Genomic DNA, 15,979 nt, shown 5'->3' on the forward strand with positions numbered 1-15,979 from the left:
GGCAGGCGCCGGCTTCACGGCAGGTCGAGCGATGGGTATTGCTCTTCGGCATGGTAGCCATTGTTGTCGTCAATGTGGATGGTGACGGCAAAACGGCCGCGCGGCAAGTCGCGCAACGGCCAGAGCGGCTGGTCCGAAGTGAGTTGCAGCAGCGGCGCTCCGGCCTGGCCCGCGCGGCGCAATGATAGCGTGTAGCGGGCGTCGGGCAGCGGGTAGCGCCGGGTGGCGAGCGCGTCGGGCCGGATGTCGGGCAGAACCAGCCAGCCCGTCACCACCAGGGTCTGGGCATCGCTGTAGGGGCCGAGCGCGCCGTCGTCGGCGATGGAGGCCGCGCGCCAGTGCCAGGCGCCCTGGGCCGGCAGTTTCAGCGTCAGGCTGGGTTGGGCGACGCGGCCGTCGAACAGCAATTGCTGAAAGCCGGGATCCCGCGCCACCTGCAGCCAGGCCGGATGGCTGGCGTCGGCGCTGCTGCGCAGCGTGAACGATTGGCCGCGTTGTTGCTGCGGCCCGAGGCTGGCGACCAGCAAGGGCGGCAGCGGGTGGGCGCGCAAGGTGAATTCGCGCTGGCTGTCGAAGCCTTGCAGGCCGGCGGCATTGATGGCGCGCGCGGTCAGGCGATACTTGCCGTTTTGCGCAAGCGGCGGGAAGAAAGCGGCGGATGCGCTGTCGCGCTCCAGCAGCAAGGCCTGGCTGCTGGAGCTTTGATTGATGGATAGGTGATAGCCGGTTTCTCCGGCCGCCGCCTGCCAGCGCAGCGGCGGAGGGTTGAATTCCGAGCTTTGCGGCAAGCCGTTCAGCGCCGGGGCGACGGGCAGGGCGACCGGTTGGCCGTTGCCGGATGTGCCGCGGCTGCCGAAGCCGGCGGGCACGTCGACTTCGCCTTGCTGGCCGAGGACATTCACCTTGCCGCGCAGCACTTCGGCGGCGGTGTCTTCGCGGCTTTCGCTGCGCACGCGAAATTCGGTGCCGCGCACGGTGGTGACGGCGGACGGCGTCTGGATGCGGTAGCGGCTGGGCATCAGCAGATTCGGTATCACCGAGCTGCCGGTGCTGCCCTGGTCCAGCTGACTCTGCGACTGAATGGCGCCGGTGCTGGGGTAATAGGCTTGGTTTTCCAGCGTCAGCGTGGTGTTGGCGTTGAGCACCAGGGTGGAGCCGTCCTGGAATTTCAGCCGCAGCATCGCGTCGCTGCCGGTGGAAAAACGGGTGCCGCTGGGATAGTGCTGGCCGCGCACCAGGTTCAGGGTGGCGCCGTTGCGTCCCTGTGCGCCGACCTTGCCGGACATATCGTCCAGCACCGCATCGGCGACATCCTGCTTGACCCAGGCGTAGGGGATGTTGAGCACGCTGCCTGGCGGCAGCTTGTAGGGATTGGCGATGTGGTTCTGCGCCTGCAGCATGGGAACGTAGCTGGGGGAGAGCAGGTGTTGGGATGCCAGCGACCAGAGCGTATCGCCGGCTTGCACCCGGTACTGCCAGATGGCGGTGTCGGCGGTCGTGCTGGCGATGGCGGTGGTACAGGGCAGGCAGAGCGCCAGCAGGATTGCCTTGCTTGTCATGTAATCTCTTGATGTTAAATGTGTAAAGTCAGACAGTATTACCGCCGCGGAGAGGTTTGGCAACCCGACTTTCCATGCCTATGGAATTATTTTCGCGGCAGGGGGGGAGGGCGAAAAGCGGTACTCGTTGGTGGAAACGCAAAAAAGCAGCCCGTAGGCTGCTTTTCTTATTTTTGGCGGAGTGGACGGGACTCGAACCCGCGACCCCCGGCGTGACAGGCCGGTATTCTAACCAACTGAACTACCACTCCAACCGTAAACCTGGTGGGCGTTGACGGAGTCGAACCGCCGACATTCTGCTTGTAAGGCAGACGCTCTACCAACTGAGCTAAACGCCCGAAAACGTGTACATCACTTGTAACTGTTGGCGGAGTGGACGGGACTCGAACCCGCGACCCCCGGCGTGACAGGCCGGTATTCTAACCAACTGAACTACCACTCCAACCGTAAACCTGGTGGGCGTTGACGGAGTCGAACCGCCGACATTCTGCTTGTAAGGCAGACGCTCTACCAACTGAGCTAAACGCCCGAAAACGTGTACATCACTTGTAACTGTTGGCGGAGTGGACGGGACTCGAACCCGCGACCCCCGGCGTGACAGGCCGGTATTCTAACCAACTGAACTACCACTCCAACCGTAAACCTGGTGGGCGTTGACGGAGTCGAACCGCCGACATTCTGCTTGTAAGGCAGACGCTCTACCAACTGAGCTAAACGCCCGAAAACGTGTACATCACTTGTAACTGTTGGCGGAGTGGACGGGACTCGAACCCGCGACCCCCGGCGTGACAGGCCGGTATTCTAACCAACTGAACTACCACTCCAACCGCAAACTGGTGGGCGTTGACGGAGTCGAACCGCCGACATTCTGCTTGTAAGGCAGACGCTCTACCAACTGAGCTAAACGCCCGAAAACGTGTACATCACTTGTAACTGTTGGCGGAGTGGACGGGACTCGAACCCGCGACCCCCGGCGTGACAGGCCGGTATTCTAACCAACTGAACTACCACTCCAACCGCAAACTGGTGGGCGTTGACGGAGTCGAACCGCCGACATTCTGCTTGTAAGGCAGACGCTCTACCAACTGAGCTAAACGCCCGAAAACGTGTACATCACTTGTAACTGTTGGCGGAGTGGACGGGACTCGAACCCGCGACCCCCGGCGTGACAGGCCGGTATTCTAACCAACTGAACTACCACTCCAACCGCAAACTGGTGGGCGTTGACGGAGTCGAACCGCCGACATTCTGCTTGTAAGGCAGACGCTCTACCAACTGAGCTAAACGCCCTGAATTCGTTTCGCCGTGTGTGTTTCGGCGAGGAGGCGAATTAAAGCACAGGGTTTAAGCTCGCGCAAGTGTCTTGGCTGGGTTTTTTTCCAAAACCGGCCCATTTTGAATAATTGCTCCAATTTTCTGCCGTTTTGCCGGTGTAACGGGTGACGGCGACTTTGCGCCTCATGTATCATGCCGCGATTAGGTTTGACCGGATGATGTGAAGAATGAAGCCGACCTTTCTCGATTTTGAGCAGCCGATCGCCGAGCTTGAGAACAAAATAGAAGAACTGCGTTTTGTTCAAGACGACTCGGTGCTGGACATTTCCGAGGAAATCGCTCGCCTGCAGAAGAAGAGCATGGAGCTTACCAAGGCGCTGTACGCCAAGCTGACCCCGTCGCAGATCGCGATGGTGGCCCGCCACCCGCAGCGTCCTTATACCCTGGACTATATCCAGGCCATTTTTACCGATTTTGAAGAACTGCACGGCGATCGCGCCTTTGCTGACGATGCCGCCATCGTGGGCGGACTGGCCCGCTTCAATGGCCAGTCCGTCATGGTGATAGGCCAGCAGAAGGGCCGCGATACCAAGGAAAAAATTCGCCGAAATTTCGGCATGCCGCACCCGGAAGGCTATCGCAAGGCATTGCGCCTGATGAAGCTGGCGGAGAAGTTCGGCATTCCGGTGATGACTTTCGTCGACACCACCGGCGCGTGGCCCGGCATCGGCGCGGAAGAGCGCGGCCAGTCGGAAGCCATTGGCCGAAATCTGTACGAGATGACCCGCCTGCGCGTGCCCATCATCGTTACCGTGATCGGCGAGGGCGGTTCCGGCGGCGCGTTGGCGATCGCTGTCGGCGATCAGGTCAATATGCTGCAATACGCTACATATTCGGTGATTTCGCCGGAGGGATGCGCCTCCATTTTGTGGAAGACTGCCGAGCGCGCGTCCGAGGCGGCCGAGGCGCTGGGCATCACCGCGCCGCGTCTGAAGACGCTGGGCCTGATCGACCGGGTGGTCAACGAACCGGTGGGCGGCGCCCACCGCGAGCACGCGCAGATGATGACCACCATGAAGCGCGTGCTGCAGGAAGAATTGAAGGAAGTTCAGTCCAAGCCGCTGGACGAGCTGCTGAAGCAGCGCTTCGACCGGCTGATGAGCTATGGCCGCTACAAGGAAGATGCAGCCTGATCTGATCGGGCGCCTCATCAAGCATTGGCCGGACGAATTGTCCGGCCAATGTGCGTTTGAGGTGGGCCTTTCCGGCGGTTTGGACTCGGTGGCGCTATTGTCGCTGCTGTGCCGCATCCGCGAACAGCGGCCGCAATTGCGGCTGTCCGCGGTGCATGTCCATCATGGCTTGAGTCCGAACGCCGATGCCTGGGCGGAGCATTGCCGGCGATTGTGCGGGGCCCTGCAAGTGCCGTTGCGCGTCGAGCGCGTGGCGTTGCAGCTGGCCGGCGGCGACAGCCTGGAAGCGGTGGCGCGCGAGGCGCGTTACGCGGTGTACCGGGAGTCGGCCGCCGAAGTGGTGGCGCTGGCCCATCATCTGGACGATCAGGCGGAAACCGTGTTGCTGCAACTGCTGCGGGGCGGCGGGGTGAGGGCGCTGGCGGCGATGCCGGCGTTGCGCCCACTGGCCGATGGCAAGCTGCTGTGGCGGCCCTTGCTGGGCCTGACCCGCCTCCAACTGGAACAGTATGTCCGGCGGCAGGGCCTGAGCTGGGTAGAGGACGAAAGCAATCAGGACACCCGCTACCGCCGCAATCTGCTGCGGCGGGACATCCTGCCGCGGATAGCGCAGGGCATTCCCGATTACCGGCAGCATCTGGCGCGCGCCGCCGCTTTGCAGGCGGATGCGGCCGCCATCTTGCAGGAAGTGGCTTTGGTGGATCTGCAGGCCTGCCGCGTGGCCGCAGGCCTGGACTTTCTGGCGGTGGCTGCTTTGTCGGCCCCGCGCCAGCGGCAGCTGCTGCTGGCATGGCTGCAAGAGTTGGGCTGGGCCGCGCCGGAGCCGGGAGCGCTGCAGGAATTTCTGCGGCAGGCGCAACAGGCCGCGGCTGCCAGTTGTCCGCAGCTGGCGTTGCCCTCCGGCCATGTGTTGCGTTTTGCCGATACCCTGCAGGCCTGGCCTAAAGTCCAGCTCGATCAAGCGTCAGAAGTGTTGCCGGATTGCCGCGGCGGACCCGCTCTCGTGTTGCCGCGATGGGGCGGCGAGCTGAGCTGGGAGTGGCGCGAGCATGGTCTGCCGGATGATTTGCTGGCCGCCGGTTTGCGGCTTGGCTTGCGTCAGGGCGGGGAGAAGTTGTCCGCCAGGACGGGCCGCCGCGAAGTGAAGGACTTGCTGCGCGAGGCCGGCTTGCCTCCTCTGCTGCGCCAGCGCTGGCCCTTGCTGTATGGCGCCGACGGGCAGCTGTTGGCGCTGCCGGGCATCGCGGTTGCTTTCGCCCATTCCGCCGGACCGGGCTGGTGGCCGCAGTGGACGCCGGCCCGGTCCGGCCGCAGCCGTTGAAGCGCTGCGCGCTTATTTTGATTTATTCAAACCAGCCGGCAGAGCTGGATGGCGATTGGCGATTCCATTGAAGATCGGGCCGCCGATGCCTTGCCGCCGCAGGCGCGGGATGCGCTGAGCTTGGCGCGGCGGTCATCGGGCCTGCCATCCGCGCCGCCCAGTCGAGGACGCCGAATATGGCGCCTGCCGGTCTTGTTTCTGCGCCGGGCGTTGTTCCGATGTGCGCTATGGTTTTGGGCCGGCCATGGTTTGCTCTCCGGCGCCATATGTCTGGAGTGGGGGAAGGGCAGCGCGCCAGCCGCGGGCCGGCGCGCCGGGCGGGTGTCAGAAACCCTGGTAATGCGAGCCTTGCGCGCCGCCGTCAGGGGCTTGCGGTTTGCTGGCCGGCTGCGCCGGCAGGCCTTGCTTCAGGTAGCGGATGGCGGCCTCCAGTTGGGCGTCTTGTCCCTGGAAGCTGGCCCAGGGCGGGTTATCCACTTCGATGTCCGGCGTCACGCCGCGGCCCTCCACCACCCAGCGCCGGCTGCCATCGGCATTCACCACGAATTGCGGCGAGCTGGCGGCGCGGGCGATGCCCTTGTCGCGGCTCAAGTTGTTGTCGCTCAGCCACATGCCGGCGCCGGCGGTGCGTTTTCCTATCAGGGTGGCGATGCCCAGGCGCTGCAGCCCCAGGGAGAAGGTTTCGCCGTCGGAATAGGTGTCGCCGTCTATCAAGGCCACCACCTTGCCGCGGAAGGCGTGCGGCGGATTCGGGCTGGCGATGGTTTGATTGCCGTCCTGCCACCACACCCAGACGCGGCGCAGCAGTTTTTCCAATAGCCATTGGTCGATATTGCCGCCGTTGTTGTGGCGCAGATCGAGGATCAGGCCTTCGCGCTCGAATACCGGATAGTATTCGCGCGCCCAGCGCGCGGCGTCCTCCTTGCCCATCGCCTGCAGGTGCAGGTAGCCGATGCGGCCGCCCGACTCCCGCTCCACCCGCAGCTTGCGCTGGTTCTCCCAGCCCAGGTAGCGCAGCTCGCGGTCGCGGCCCAGGTTGACCGGTCGCACGATGACGTCGCGCGGCGTGTTCTCCGCCCGCTGGACCTTGAGCAGCACCTGTTTGCCGACCTGGCCGCGCAGCGCGCTGGCGAGCGCGTATTCGCTCTGCAGCGGCTGGCCGTTGATCTCGCGGATGACGTCGCCGACGCGGATGCCGGCTTCGGGTTGCGCCAGCGGCGAGCGTTCTTCCAGCAGCTCGGGGTCGCCGTTCCAGATGGCGCCCACCCGCAGGCCGCCGGGCGCGCGCCTGAAGTCGGCGGCCAATTGGCCGACATCCACATCGCTGTTGGCGGGGGCGGCGTCGCGGATGCCGACTTGGCTATGCTGGATGCCGACCTGAGCGATCATCTGGGCGATGACGTCGTTCAGTTCCTGCCGGTTGGTCACCTTGTCCAGCAGCGGTTCGAAGCGGCGGCGCGCGGTTTGCCAGTCCACCGCCTGGATGGTGGCGGTATGCACCTTGTCGCGGTGCATGCGCCAGGTGTCGTTGAAGATCTGACGCCATTCGGCGCGCGGGTCCAGCGGCAGCGACCATGCGCGCAGGTTCACCGTGTACTTGTCCAGCTCCTTGGGCGCCTGGGCCGCGGCCGGCACCACCAGCAGGCTGGCTTGCTTGTTGACTTCTTTCACCAGCAGCAGCTGCTTGCGGTCGGTGGACAGGCGGAACTCCTTGATGCCTTCGCTGAAGGTTTCCGGTTTGGGCGGAGTCGGGTTCGGCGCTTCTATGGCCAGGCTCAACAGTTGTTTGAGTTCGGCTTCCGGGGTGTCGCTGCGGGTGAAGTACAGCCGTTTGGCGTCCGCCTGCAGGTTGTCGTAATTGCCTGGCTCCAGCGGCACTTCGTACAGCCGCTGGCTGACTCCGGCATCTATTTTCACCGGCTTGGCGGCATCGGATTTTCCCTTGGCTTCGTCCCGGTCTTTCTCGCCAGCGTCGCCGTCGCCCTTGCCGGCCAGTTCATCCTTGGGCTGGAACGGCCAGCGGCTGGCCGCGTCCAGCATCAGGCCGTAGATTTTGGTCTGCTTGTTGAAATAGGGTCCCGGATCGCGCTGGCCCCAGGGGCTGGAAACCTGGGAGTCCAGATTGCGGTCGCTGAGGAAATACAGCGTCTTGCCGTCCGGCGCAAATACCGCGCTGCGGGCGTGGTAGCGGTCGCTTGACAGCGGCTGCTCGCGTCCTTGCTGGCCGTCGTACAGCCACAGCTGGCTGAATTCGTTGGCGGCATCGGCCCGGTATACCAGGAAGCGGCTGTCCGGCGACCAGCTGAAATCGCCAAGATCGCCTTGCTCCAGCTGGCGGATCAGCTCCTTTTCCCGGCTATCCAGATTTAGCAGCCACAGGCGCCGGCGGCCGTCGGCATAGGCCAGCTTGCGGCCGTCGGGCGAGGGGGTGGGCTGGTATATCGGCGAGTCGCTGCCGCGGGTCAACTGTTGCGCGGCGTCGCCGCCGCGGGCGGCGACGCGCCAGAATTCCTGTTCGCCGTCCTTGTCGCTGGCCAGCAGCAGCGATTTGCCGTCGGCGCTGAAGCTCAGTTCGCGCGCGCGCTGGCTACTGTCGATCAGCACGTCGACGCGGCGGCCTGAGCCCACTGGGAAGATGGAGACGTAGCCGCGCGCCTGCACCGCCACGCGGTCGCCGTTCGGCGACAGCGCCAGCGCCGACAGGTAGTTGACCGGATTGCTGATCATCCTGGCGCGCAACTGGTCGAAATCGAAATTCAACTGGATGGAAAGGGTCTGGTCCAGGCCGGTGCGCGGATCGAGCACGTGAAGCTGGCCGGCGCGGGTGAAGACGATGCGGCTGCCGGCGGCGGTGCGCGCCAGGCTGGCGCCGCGCACTTCAAAATCCTGATAGCGGGTGAGCGGCCGGCTGTCCGCCAGTACGCCGTCGGCGCCCAGCCGGGCCTGCCACAGATTGAGCCGGCCGCCTTTGTCGCTGATGAAATAGGCCTGATCGCCGTCGCACAACGGCTGGCGGCTGGTGCCGGGGTGGTCCGGGAAAGCCGGCTTCGCCTCATGTCCTGGCTGCCAGCTCCACAGTTGCTGGCGTTGGCCGCCGACGTAGCCGATGACATTGTCGGTCGGCTGAGGTTCGCGGGCGAACAGAATGGGCAGGTTTTGATCGCTCAGGCAGGCTTCGGCGGCTTCGGCCAGCGGCAAGGGCGCGCGCTCGCCGCTGTCCGGATGGATCAGGTACAGGCGGGTGTCCGGCTTGCCGCTGTAGCGGCTGCTGGAGACCAGCACCCTGCCGTCGCGGCTCCAGCCTTCCACCCTGATGCCGCGGTCGCCGTCCACAGTCAGCCGCCGGGTGGCGCCGCCCTGGGCCGGCATGACATAGACTTCCGGCGCGCCGTCGTAGCGGCCGACAAAGGCCAGCCAGCGTCCGTCGGCGGAAATGGCCGGATTGGCGGCGTCCGCCGGACTGCTGGTCAGGCGCCGGGCCGCGCCGCCGCTGTACGGCACGCTCCACAAATCGCCCTCGGCGACAAAGACGATGCCGTCGGGGCCGGCGGCGGCCTGGCGGTAATAACCCAGTCCCTGGCTGTCCACCGCCAGCGGACCGGCGGGGAGGGCAGCCATGGCTGGGGCGGCGAAAGCCAGTCCCAGCGCCAGAATGGCGGGGCGCAGGGCAAGGCGTGACATGGAACGACTTGGCAAAGGACTCTCCAAACCATGAGAAACGGTAGACGGCGATGATGCGGGAAAGTCCTGATAATGACAATGGGGTTGAGGTTGTCGGGCGAGGGGAGAGGAATGGGATGGGCCGACGCAAGGCAGCCTGACCGCTAGCCAGGCGGGATGGGGGGGCTTCGCCCCCCCCCATTGCCGCCGGGGCAAGCCCCGGCGGTTGCGCGTTTACAGATCCACCGACAGCGAGACCGCCACGCTGCGCGGCGCGCCCAGGTAGTAGCGGACGCCGCCGCCATCCGTGGAGTTGGCCTTCATGCCGGCTGGAATGCGGTAGCTGGTGTTGAAGATGTTGCCGACGTTCAGCTTCAGCGTCGGGTTCTTGAAGATGGAGGTATTGCCGAAGCGATAGCCGGCATCCAGGTCCACCAGCGTGTATTCCGGCACCGCCTCGTCATTGACCAGGGTGGCGTACTGCTTGCCGGTGTGCTTGACGTCGGAGCGGACATACCAGGCGCCCGGCGAGTACTGCAGCGACAGCGCCGCCATCCATTGCGGAGTCATCGGGAAGTCCTTGCCCTGGGTGGCCAGCACGCTGTCCTTCTGCCAGTTGATGTTGTTCTTCATTTCGCTGTGGTTGGTGGTGAACGAGGCGTAGGCGCTCCAGCCCTTGACCGGAACTGTGCCCAGCTCCAATTCGGCGCCCCAGGTGTGGACGCTGCCGGCGTTGGCGTTGACCGATTTCAGGGTCACCGGGTCATAGGTGTTGGCCTGGCGATTGCTGTAGTCGACATTGAACAGCGAGCCGCTCAGCGTCACGTAGTCCGACTGCAGGCGGTAGCCCAGATCGGTGTTGATCGCGGTTTCCGGCACGATATCGCTCACCAGCTGCACCTGGCCGTTCACCACCTGCACATTGCCGTTGGTGCTGCTGTACACGTAGTTGGGCGGCGCGCGGTAGTTCTTGGTGACGTTGACGAATACCTGCTGCTTGGGCGTCAGGTAGTAGCGCGCGCCGATGCTGGGCAGGGTTTCGTGGTAGGTGCGGGAAATGTTGTAGTCATAGGCGGCGGGACAATTGGCGGTTGCGCCGCAGCCTTCGTTGGCGTGATTGGTGAAGTCGCGCTTGATCGACGGCGTGCGCACGCCGGCGGTGATGCCCAGCTTGTCGTCCAGGAAGTTGAAGGTACCCATCGCGAACAGCTGGGTGGCGGTGCTGATGGTGTCCCAGTCGCGGTATTGGTACAGGCTACCGTCCGGCCGGGTGATGTAGTTGGAGTTCAGCCAGACGCTGCTGGAAGTGCCGTCGTTGTTGACCGGCACGCCGGGGCTGGTCTGGACGTGCTCGGCGCGCTCGTACCACAGGCCGGCCTGCAGCAGGTGGTTGCCCAGGCTTTGCTCCATGGTGACGGTCACGCCGGGGCGGCGGGTGCGGGTGACGGAGCTGGAGGCGATCAGAATCTTGTCCAGCGTGTCGCCGTCGCCGTTCAGGTCTTTGGCGGCGGTGTCGCTATGGGTGGCGCGGTTGAGGAAGCCGCTTTCCGACTGCAGCTGTTGCTGGCTGCCGCCGGTGCCGTAGCCGTACCAGTAATAGGGCTCGATCTTGACCCGGGTGTCCGGCCCCAGCTTGAGCACCGCGTCTACCTTGGCGATCACGTTCTGGAACGGGCTCATCGCCAGCTGGTAGTAGGCCGGGCTGGGGCCGGTCTCGATCTGGGCGGTGCCGTATTTTGGCGGCAGGTGGCCCGGGGTGAAGCGGGACGAATAGTCGTAGTTGTAGCCGTTCTTTTGCAGCTCGGTCAGGGTGGGGCTGTAGATGGCGTTGGCGACCTGGCGGTTGTAAAGGATGGAGGCGTTGATGTAGCTGCCGGAATTGAAGTCGTAGCGGAAGCCGGTGTCGATGTGATCGCGCCTGACTTCGCCCGCCCCCTTCCACTTGTCGGACTCGGTATGAGAATAGCTGATGAAGGCGCGCGCCTTGTCGTCGTCGAACAGGCCGGTGTCGCCGCGCAGATAGGTGCGGTGCAGATGGTTGCCTCCCATGGTCTGGGAGATGCGGAAGCGGCGGGTCTTTTCTGGATCGCAGGTGACGAAGCCGAGGTTGCCGCCGCTGGCGCCGATGTGCGGCGAGTCGGTGTCGCTGGAACCCTGGGTGACGAAGGCCTGACACAGGTTTTCATTGTCGATGAATTCCTGCGGGTAGACGGCGTAGCTGCCGGAGTCGTTGACCGGCACGCCGTTGATGGTGATGCCCAATTGGTCGGAGTTGAAGCCGCGTATCGTCAGCGCGCCGCCGAACAGGCCGGAGGCGTCCTGGCTGGAGGCGTTGACGCCGGGCAGCATATTGATGCCCTGGTAGATGTTGGATGTCGGGCTTTGCTTTTCCAGCGCGGCCTTGCTGACGTCGCTGCGGGCGCGCACGCCTTCCTGCTGTTGCAGCATGCCGACGCCCAGTTTGTCGCCGGCACCGGTGATGGTGACGGTTTCCAGCTGGGTGCTGTCGGCCAGGGCGGCCTGGCTGCCTAGCGCGGCCAGGACTGCGAGCGCCACCGGACGCAGATAATAATTCTGGTGTTTCATTCTATTTTCCTATTGTGAGCCAGAAACGTCGTTTAATGCTTTTGTCGTTCATGGGGCGGCCGCTCTGTCAGCCTTGCGCTCCAGGCGTGGCGGCTTGGTTCGCCTAAGCGAAAATCGGCGGTTTGGCGGCTGGATCGCCAACGCCGGCGGGGCATGCAGGCATGTCGGGCGGTGTGGCGCGGGTCTGTGCGGACAGGGGAGGTGCGGGCGCGCGGCGCACGCCTGCCGATGCGAATCCAGGAAGTTGCGGTTCTGGCTGGATGAACATATTTTGTCTTGAAAATAATTTCGGAAGCCGCAAATCTAGTTGAATGTCATTTCATTTTCAAGAAATGAGCATTGCAAAAATAATAAATAAATATGTCTTTGAATTGAGATTTGCCGTGATTTCAGGTTTGTGTGTGAACGGTTTTCCGCGATTTAACAATTTCATGGAAATGCTGCGATGCAGAAATTTTTATATCCATCAGGCATTTAAATTTTATTCAGTTGGATTTTTCGATGGATTTGAAAAGCGAGGGCCGCTGCGGAAGGCGCCGGGATCGGGAGCCGCAGCCGCTCCGGCAAGGTGTGGCAATGTCGTCTGTTTCTGTATGGACAGTAGTCGAGGCGAAGGCCTGGGGAGGGGGCGGCGGAGGGCCGGATGTTGAATGCAGAGCTTGGCGCGTGTCGGTTGCCGTTGGTCCTGAGGGCCGCGCGCTTGAAGGCCAGCGTCATGCTGGATGGCGCTGGCCAAGCGTGGGAGCTTTGCTGGGGTCTGAGTCTGTAGCCGGGCCGGTGGCTTGTCGGCCAAGCAGGCTCAGCGGCCCAGTTGCAAGGCGCTGACGCCGGCTTCGTCCAACCGCAGGTAGCCGCCATGCTCGCCGTGCCAATCCTGGATCACCCAGCGGCTGGCGCCGCGGTCTTCCGCCAGGTGCCGGTGATGCGCTGGACGGTGAGTGTGGCCGTGGATCAGCGTGGGCCAGTCATGCGCGGCCAGCAGCGTCTGCACCGCGGCTTCGGTGACATCGGAAATGGCGGAGAGGCCGGTTTCCTGCTTGTTCATTTCGCTTTGCGCGCGGGCGTGGCGGGCGATGGCGTGGCGCTCGGCCAACGGGCGGGCCAGCATCGCCTGCTGCCATTGCGGCTGGCGGCTGACGGCGCGGAATTGCTGGTAGGCGGCGTCGTCAGCGCACAGCGCGTCGCCGTGGCTCAGCAGGATGCGCAGACCATGAGCTTCCAGCATGGTCGGATCGGCCAGCAGCTTCGCGCCGCTGCGCCGCTCGAAGCCTTCTCCCATCAGGAAGTCGCGGTTGCCGTGCATCACATAGAGCGGGGTGTGGCGGGCGAACCCGCGCATCGCCGCCAGCGGCGCGTCGAGATAGGCGGAGTCGTCGTCGTCGCCCACCCAGTATTCGAACAGGTCGCCCAGAATGTAGAGCGCGTCTATCCGGCCCTGCCATTCGGCCAGCGTGTCCAGGAACAGCTGGTTGAGCGCGGGGGTGTCGTCGGCGAGGTGCAGGTCGGAGATGAAGTGGATGGCCATGGTTGCGGATCAGTGTGAGGCAATGAAAAGCCGGGGCTTGGCCCCGGCTGGTTTCTGACGCTTGGCGGTTTAGACGATTTCCGCCTTTTCCAGCACCACCGGTTCTACCGGCACGTCCTGATGCATGCCGCTGCGGCCGGTGCGCACGGTCCTGATGCGGTCGACGATGTCCTGGCCGGCCACGACCTGGCCGAACACCGCGTAGCCCCAGCCCTGCGAGCTTTCCGACTTGAAGTCGAGGAAGTCGTTGTCAGACACGTTGATGAAGAACTGCGCCGAGGCGGAGTGCGGGTCCGAGGTGCGGGCCATCGCCACGGTGTAGGTCTTGTTGGACAGGCCGTTGTTGGCTTCGTTCTGGATCGGATCTAGGGTCGGCTTCTGCTTCATATCGGCGTCAAAACCGCCGCCCTGGATCATGAAGCCGTTGATCACGCGGTGGAAGATGGTGCCGTCGTAGTGGCCGCTCTTCACGTATTGCTCGAAGTTGGCGGCGGTTTGCGGAGCCTTCTCGTGGAACAGTTCCAGTGTGATTTCGCCGAAGTTGGTCGTCAATTTGATCATGATGCTTTCCTTTTCGCTGAGGCCGGCTGCGCGGCCTTAGGGTTTGATGGTGACTTTTTGGATGACGATGGGTTCGAACGGAACGTCATCCATGCCGTTCATATTGCCGGTGCGGGTCTTGGAGATGCGGTTCACCACATCCATCCCCTTGCTCACCTTGCCGAACACGGCGTAGCCGGCGCCTTGCGGGCTGGGCGACTTGTAATTGAGCGAGTCGTTGTTGACCAGATTGATGAAGAACTGCGCGGTGGCGGAGTTCGGATCATTGGTGCGGGCCATCGCGATGGTGCCCATATCGTTCTTCAGGCCGTTGCTCGCCTCGTTGACGATGGGCGCGCGCGTCGGTTTCTGGTTCAGCTTGGCGTCGAAGCCGCCGCCTTGGATCATGAAGCCGTCGATCACGCGGTGGAATACCGTGCCGTTATAGTGGCCGGCTTTGGCGTAGGCAACGAAATTCGCCACGGTCTTCGGCGCCTTGGCCGAGTCCAGCGTGATTTCGATATTGCCCTTGTTGGTGACCATTTCGACCACCGGGGCGGCGAAGGCCAGCGCGGGCAGAGCGGCCAGAGCCAGGCTGCAGATCAGTTTCTTCATGATTGAACGGTTGCCGACGTGGAAGTTGGGGCTGTGATTCTAACACAGCCGGAGATGGGGATTGCCAGCCCGCTTGCGCCGGGAGCGGACCGGCGGACGTTAATATAAGTTCAGGAAGATGTGTTTTTCTCTTGCGGCGGCTGGGATTCGAGTTTAGACTCCACGCCCTAAAAAAGATGCAAGCGCTATCTACTTATCATGCTTGCTTCCGCGATAAGCCCGGGCCGGCCCCTTGACGGCCATGCGGCGTAATGAAGAACACGTCAGGAACATAACCATAATGCAATCTGCTGTCTCGCACCGCTCGCCGCGTCTGCTTTCCTTGGTCATCGCCAGTTTGTGCGCCGCATCCCCCGCCGCTCATGCAGCCGGTTTCCAGTTGACTGAACAGAGCGTGGCCGGCATGGGCCGCGCCCACGCCGGCGCCGGCATGGCCGGCGACGACCTGTCGGCGGTGTTCTACAACCCGGCCGGCATGACTCTGCTGCAAGGCAGCCGCGTGCAAGGCGGTTTGACCTACGCCGAAGTCGATGCGCCGTTCAGCGGCAGCAATGCCACCACCAGTGTCAACCCGATCACCAAACAGGTGATGAGTGTGCATACGGCGGATGCCTCGGACAATGGCCGCGCTCCGGGCGTGGCCATCCCCAACGCCTACTTTACCCACCAGATCAGCGACAAGCTGTACGCCGGGGTGGGCTTGACCACGCCGTTCGGCCTGGGCGCGCGTTACAGCGACAGCTGGGGGGGGCGCGACAGCGGCATCTCCAGCTCCATCATGACGTTGGACATCAATCCTTCGCTGGCCTACAAGTTTGACGAGCATTGGAGCTTCGGCGCCGGCGTTTCCGCCCAGTACGCCAAGGCCCATCTGAAAAAGGGCGCTTATCTGCCCGGCGCCACCGGCGAGATCAAGGCCGACAGCTGGGGCTTCGGCTACGATCTGGGCGTGATGTACAGCTATAGCGCCGACACCCGCGTCGGCCTGTCCTACCGTTCCAAGATCGACCACCATGCCAAGGGCGACTACACCAACAATGGTTTTGCCAACAATAGTCCGTTGCTGGCGCAACTGGACGGCACCTACGCCGGTTCGGCGGACGTCAGCACCCCTGAGTCGCTGCTGCTGAGCGGCTACAGCAAGTTGAATAGCAAGTTTGCGGTTGGCGCCACCGCGCGCTGGACGCGCTGGAGCCGTTTCGACCAGTTGGTGATCAAGGGTAGTCCGACTTTCACTTATCCGGCGATCGTGCCCGGACTTGGCGGCCGATCGGTCGATACCACCACCACCATCGACAACCACTGGAAGAACAGCTGGATGTTCTCGGTGGGCGGCGACTACTTCTACAGCGACGCGTTGACGCTGCGCAGCGGCCTGGGTTATGAAACCACTCCGGTGGCCAACGCCCAGCACCGCAATCCGCTGATCCCGGACGCCGACCGCATCTGGCTGAGCCTGGGCGCCGGCTATAAGATCAGCAAGCAGGCTACGGTGGACATCAGCTACGCCTACCTGCGCGCGGTGGGCGACAGGAAGATCGACAACGTCTCCAAGAGCCCGTTCGGCACCCAGAGCCATCTGCAGGGCCAATACGGCTCCATCACCGGCCATCTGCTGGGCATGCAGATGCGATACCGCTTCTGATCGCTTGATGCGAAATGAAAACAGGCACGGCATTGCGCCGTGCCTTTTTTGCGTTCCGCG

General features: G+C 63.6%; 9 protein-coding genes and 12 tRNA genes. 3 read left to right on the forward strand and 18 right to left on the reverse strand.

Annotated elements, in window-relative coordinates:
• Positions 1-14 precede the first annotated feature (14 nt).
• The 13 genes from BI347_RS16395 to BI347_RS16455 form a co-directional block, all read right to left on the reverse strand.
• A complete protein-coding gene (locus tag BI347_RS16395; RefSeq protein ID WP_071116498.1) occupies positions 15-1,559 on the reverse strand; it encodes a FecR family protein in 1,545 nt (514 codons plus the stop codon).
• A gap of 174 nt (positions 1,560-1,733) precedes the next feature.
• Positions 1,734-1,810, reverse strand: a tRNA-Asp gene (locus BI347_RS16400).
• 11 nt (positions 1,811-1,821) lie between these two features.
• Positions 1,822-1,897 (reverse strand) — tRNA-Val (locus BI347_RS16405).
• Positions 1,898-1,924: 27 nt separating this feature from the next.
• A tRNA-Asp gene (locus BI347_RS16410) sits at positions 1,925-2,001 on the reverse strand.
• A gap of 11 nt (positions 2,002-2,012) precedes the next feature.
• Positions 2,013-2,088: transfer RNA gene (locus tag BI347_RS16415), tRNA-Val, on the reverse strand.
• Positions 2,089-2,115: 27 nt separating this feature from the next.
• A tRNA-Asp gene (locus tag BI347_RS16420) sits at positions 2,116-2,192 on the reverse strand.
• An 11-nt stretch (positions 2,193-2,203) separates the two neighbouring features.
• Positions 2,204-2,279, reverse strand: a tRNA-Val gene (locus BI347_RS16425).
• A gap of 27 nt (positions 2,280-2,306) precedes the next feature.
• Positions 2,307-2,383, reverse strand: a tRNA-Asp gene (locus BI347_RS16430).
• Between the two features lie 10 nt (positions 2,384-2,393).
• Positions 2,394-2,469: transfer RNA gene (locus BI347_RS16435), tRNA-Val, on the reverse strand.
• Positions 2,470-2,496: 27 nt separating this feature from the next.
• Positions 2,497-2,573, reverse strand: a tRNA-Asp gene (locus tag BI347_RS16440).
• A 10-nt stretch (positions 2,574-2,583) separates the two neighbouring features.
• Positions 2,584-2,659: transfer RNA gene (locus tag BI347_RS16445), tRNA-Val, on the reverse strand.
• Positions 2,660-2,686: 27 nt separating this feature from the next.
• Positions 2,687-2,763, reverse strand: a tRNA-Asp gene (locus tag BI347_RS16450).
• A 10-nt stretch (positions 2,764-2,773) separates the two neighbouring features.
• Positions 2,774-2,849, reverse strand: a tRNA-Val gene (locus BI347_RS16455).
• Positions 2,850-3,061: 212 nt separating this feature from the next.
• On the opposite strand from BI347_RS16455, the gene BI347_RS16460 reads away from it, so the two are divergent.
• Positions 3,062-4,027 (forward strand): acetyl-CoA carboxylase carboxyltransferase subunit alpha, encoded by a 966-nt coding sequence (locus BI347_RS16460; RefSeq protein ID WP_071114076.1) that lies wholly within the window; start codon positions 3,062-3,064, stop codon positions 4,025-4,027.
• The gene (tilS, locus tag BI347_RS16465) at positions 4,017-5,348 is read left to right on the forward strand and encodes a tRNA lysidine(34) synthetase TilS (RefSeq protein ID WP_239690928.1); all 1,332 of its coding nucleotides are present in this window, start codon (positions 4,017-4,019) and stop codon (positions 5,346-5,348) included. Before BI347_RS16460 ends, tilS begins: the two co-directional genes overlap by 11 nt.
• Before the next feature lie 324 nt (positions 5,349-5,672).
• On the opposite strand, the gene BI347_RS16470 is transcribed toward tilS, so the two are convergent.
• The 5 genes from BI347_RS16470 to BI347_RS16490 form a co-directional block, all read right to left on the reverse strand.
• The gene (locus BI347_RS16470; protein ID WP_083338994.1) at positions 5,673-9,029 is read right to left on the reverse strand and encodes a S41 family peptidase; all 3,357 of its coding nucleotides are present in this window, start codon (positions 9,027-9,029) and stop codon (positions 5,673-5,675) included.
• A 213-nt stretch (positions 9,030-9,242) separates the two neighbouring features.
• Complete coding sequence (locus BI347_RS16475; protein WP_071116499.1) at positions 9,243-11,594, reverse strand: TonB-dependent receptor; 2,352 nt, start codon at positions 11,592-11,594, stop codon at positions 9,243-9,245.
• Positions 11,595-12,393: 799 nt separating this feature from the next.
• A complete protein-coding gene (locus BI347_RS16480) occupies positions 12,394-13,119 on the reverse strand; it encodes a UDP-2,3-diacylglucosamine diphosphatase (RefSeq protein ID WP_071114073.1) in 726 nt (241 codons plus the stop codon).
• 69 nt (positions 13,120-13,188) lie between these two features.
• A complete protein-coding gene (locus tag BI347_RS16485) occupies positions 13,189-13,680 on the reverse strand; it encodes a peptidylprolyl isomerase (RefSeq protein WP_071114072.1) in 492 nt (163 codons plus the stop codon).
• 36 nt (positions 13,681-13,716) lie between these two features.
• A complete protein-coding gene (locus BI347_RS16490; RefSeq protein WP_071114071.1) occupies positions 13,717-14,274 on the reverse strand; it encodes a peptidylprolyl isomerase in 558 nt (185 codons plus the stop codon).
• Positions 14,275-14,554: 280 nt separating this feature from the next.
• Here BI347_RS16490 and BI347_RS16495 point away from each other — a divergent pair, with 280 nt between their 5' ends.
• Positions 14,555-15,919, forward strand: coding sequence for an OmpP1/FadL family transporter (locus tag BI347_RS16495; RefSeq protein WP_071116500.1), 1,365 nt, complete (start codon positions 14,555-14,557; stop codon positions 15,917-15,919).
• Positions 15,920-15,979 lie beyond the last annotated feature (60 nt).

Origin of the sequence: Chromobacterium sphagni (assembly GCF_001855575.1) — a bacterium.
Taxonomy (GTDB): domain Bacteria; phylum Pseudomonadota; class Gammaproteobacteria; order Burkholderiales; family Chromobacteriaceae; genus Chromobacterium; species Chromobacterium sphagni.

What these genes read in the sequence shown, in the direction of transcription:
- BI347_RS16470 (WP_083338994.1), bottom strand. Translation starts at nt 9,029, where the DNA reads ATGTCACGCCTTGCCCTGCGCCCCGCCATTCTGGCGCTGGGACTGGCT.
- BI347_RS16490 (WP_071114071.1), bottom strand. Translation starts at nt 14,274, where the DNA reads ATGAAGAAACTGATCTGCAGCCTGGCTCTGGCCGCTCTGCCCGCGCTG.
- BI347_RS16460 (WP_071114076.1), top strand. Translation starts at nt 3,062, where the DNA reads ATGAAGCCGACCTTTCTCGATTTTGAGCAGCCGATCGCCGAGCTTGAG.
- BI347_RS16495 (WP_071116500.1), top strand. Translation starts at nt 14,555, where the DNA reads ATGCAATCTGCTGTCTCGCACCGCTCGCCGCGTCTGCTTTCCTTGGTC.
- BI347_RS16395 (WP_071116498.1), bottom strand. Translation starts at nt 1,559, where the DNA reads ATGACAAGCAAGGCAATCCTGCTGGCGCTCTGCCTGCCCTGTACCACC.
- BI347_RS16485 (WP_071114072.1), bottom strand. Translation starts at nt 13,680, where the DNA reads ATGATCAAATTGACGACCAACTTCGGCGAAATCACACTGGAACTGTTC.
- tilS (WP_239690928.1), top strand. Translation starts at nt 4,017, where the DNA reads ATGCAGCCTGATCTGATCGGGCGCCTCATCAAGCATTGGCCGGACGAA.
- BI347_RS16480 (WP_071114073.1), bottom strand. Translation starts at nt 13,119, where the DNA reads ATGGCCATCCACTTCATCTCCGACCTGCACCTCGCCGACGACACCCCC.
- BI347_RS16475 (WP_071116499.1), bottom strand. Translation starts at nt 11,594, where the DNA reads ATGAAACACCAGAATTATTATCTGCGTCCGGTGGCGCTCGCAGTCCTG.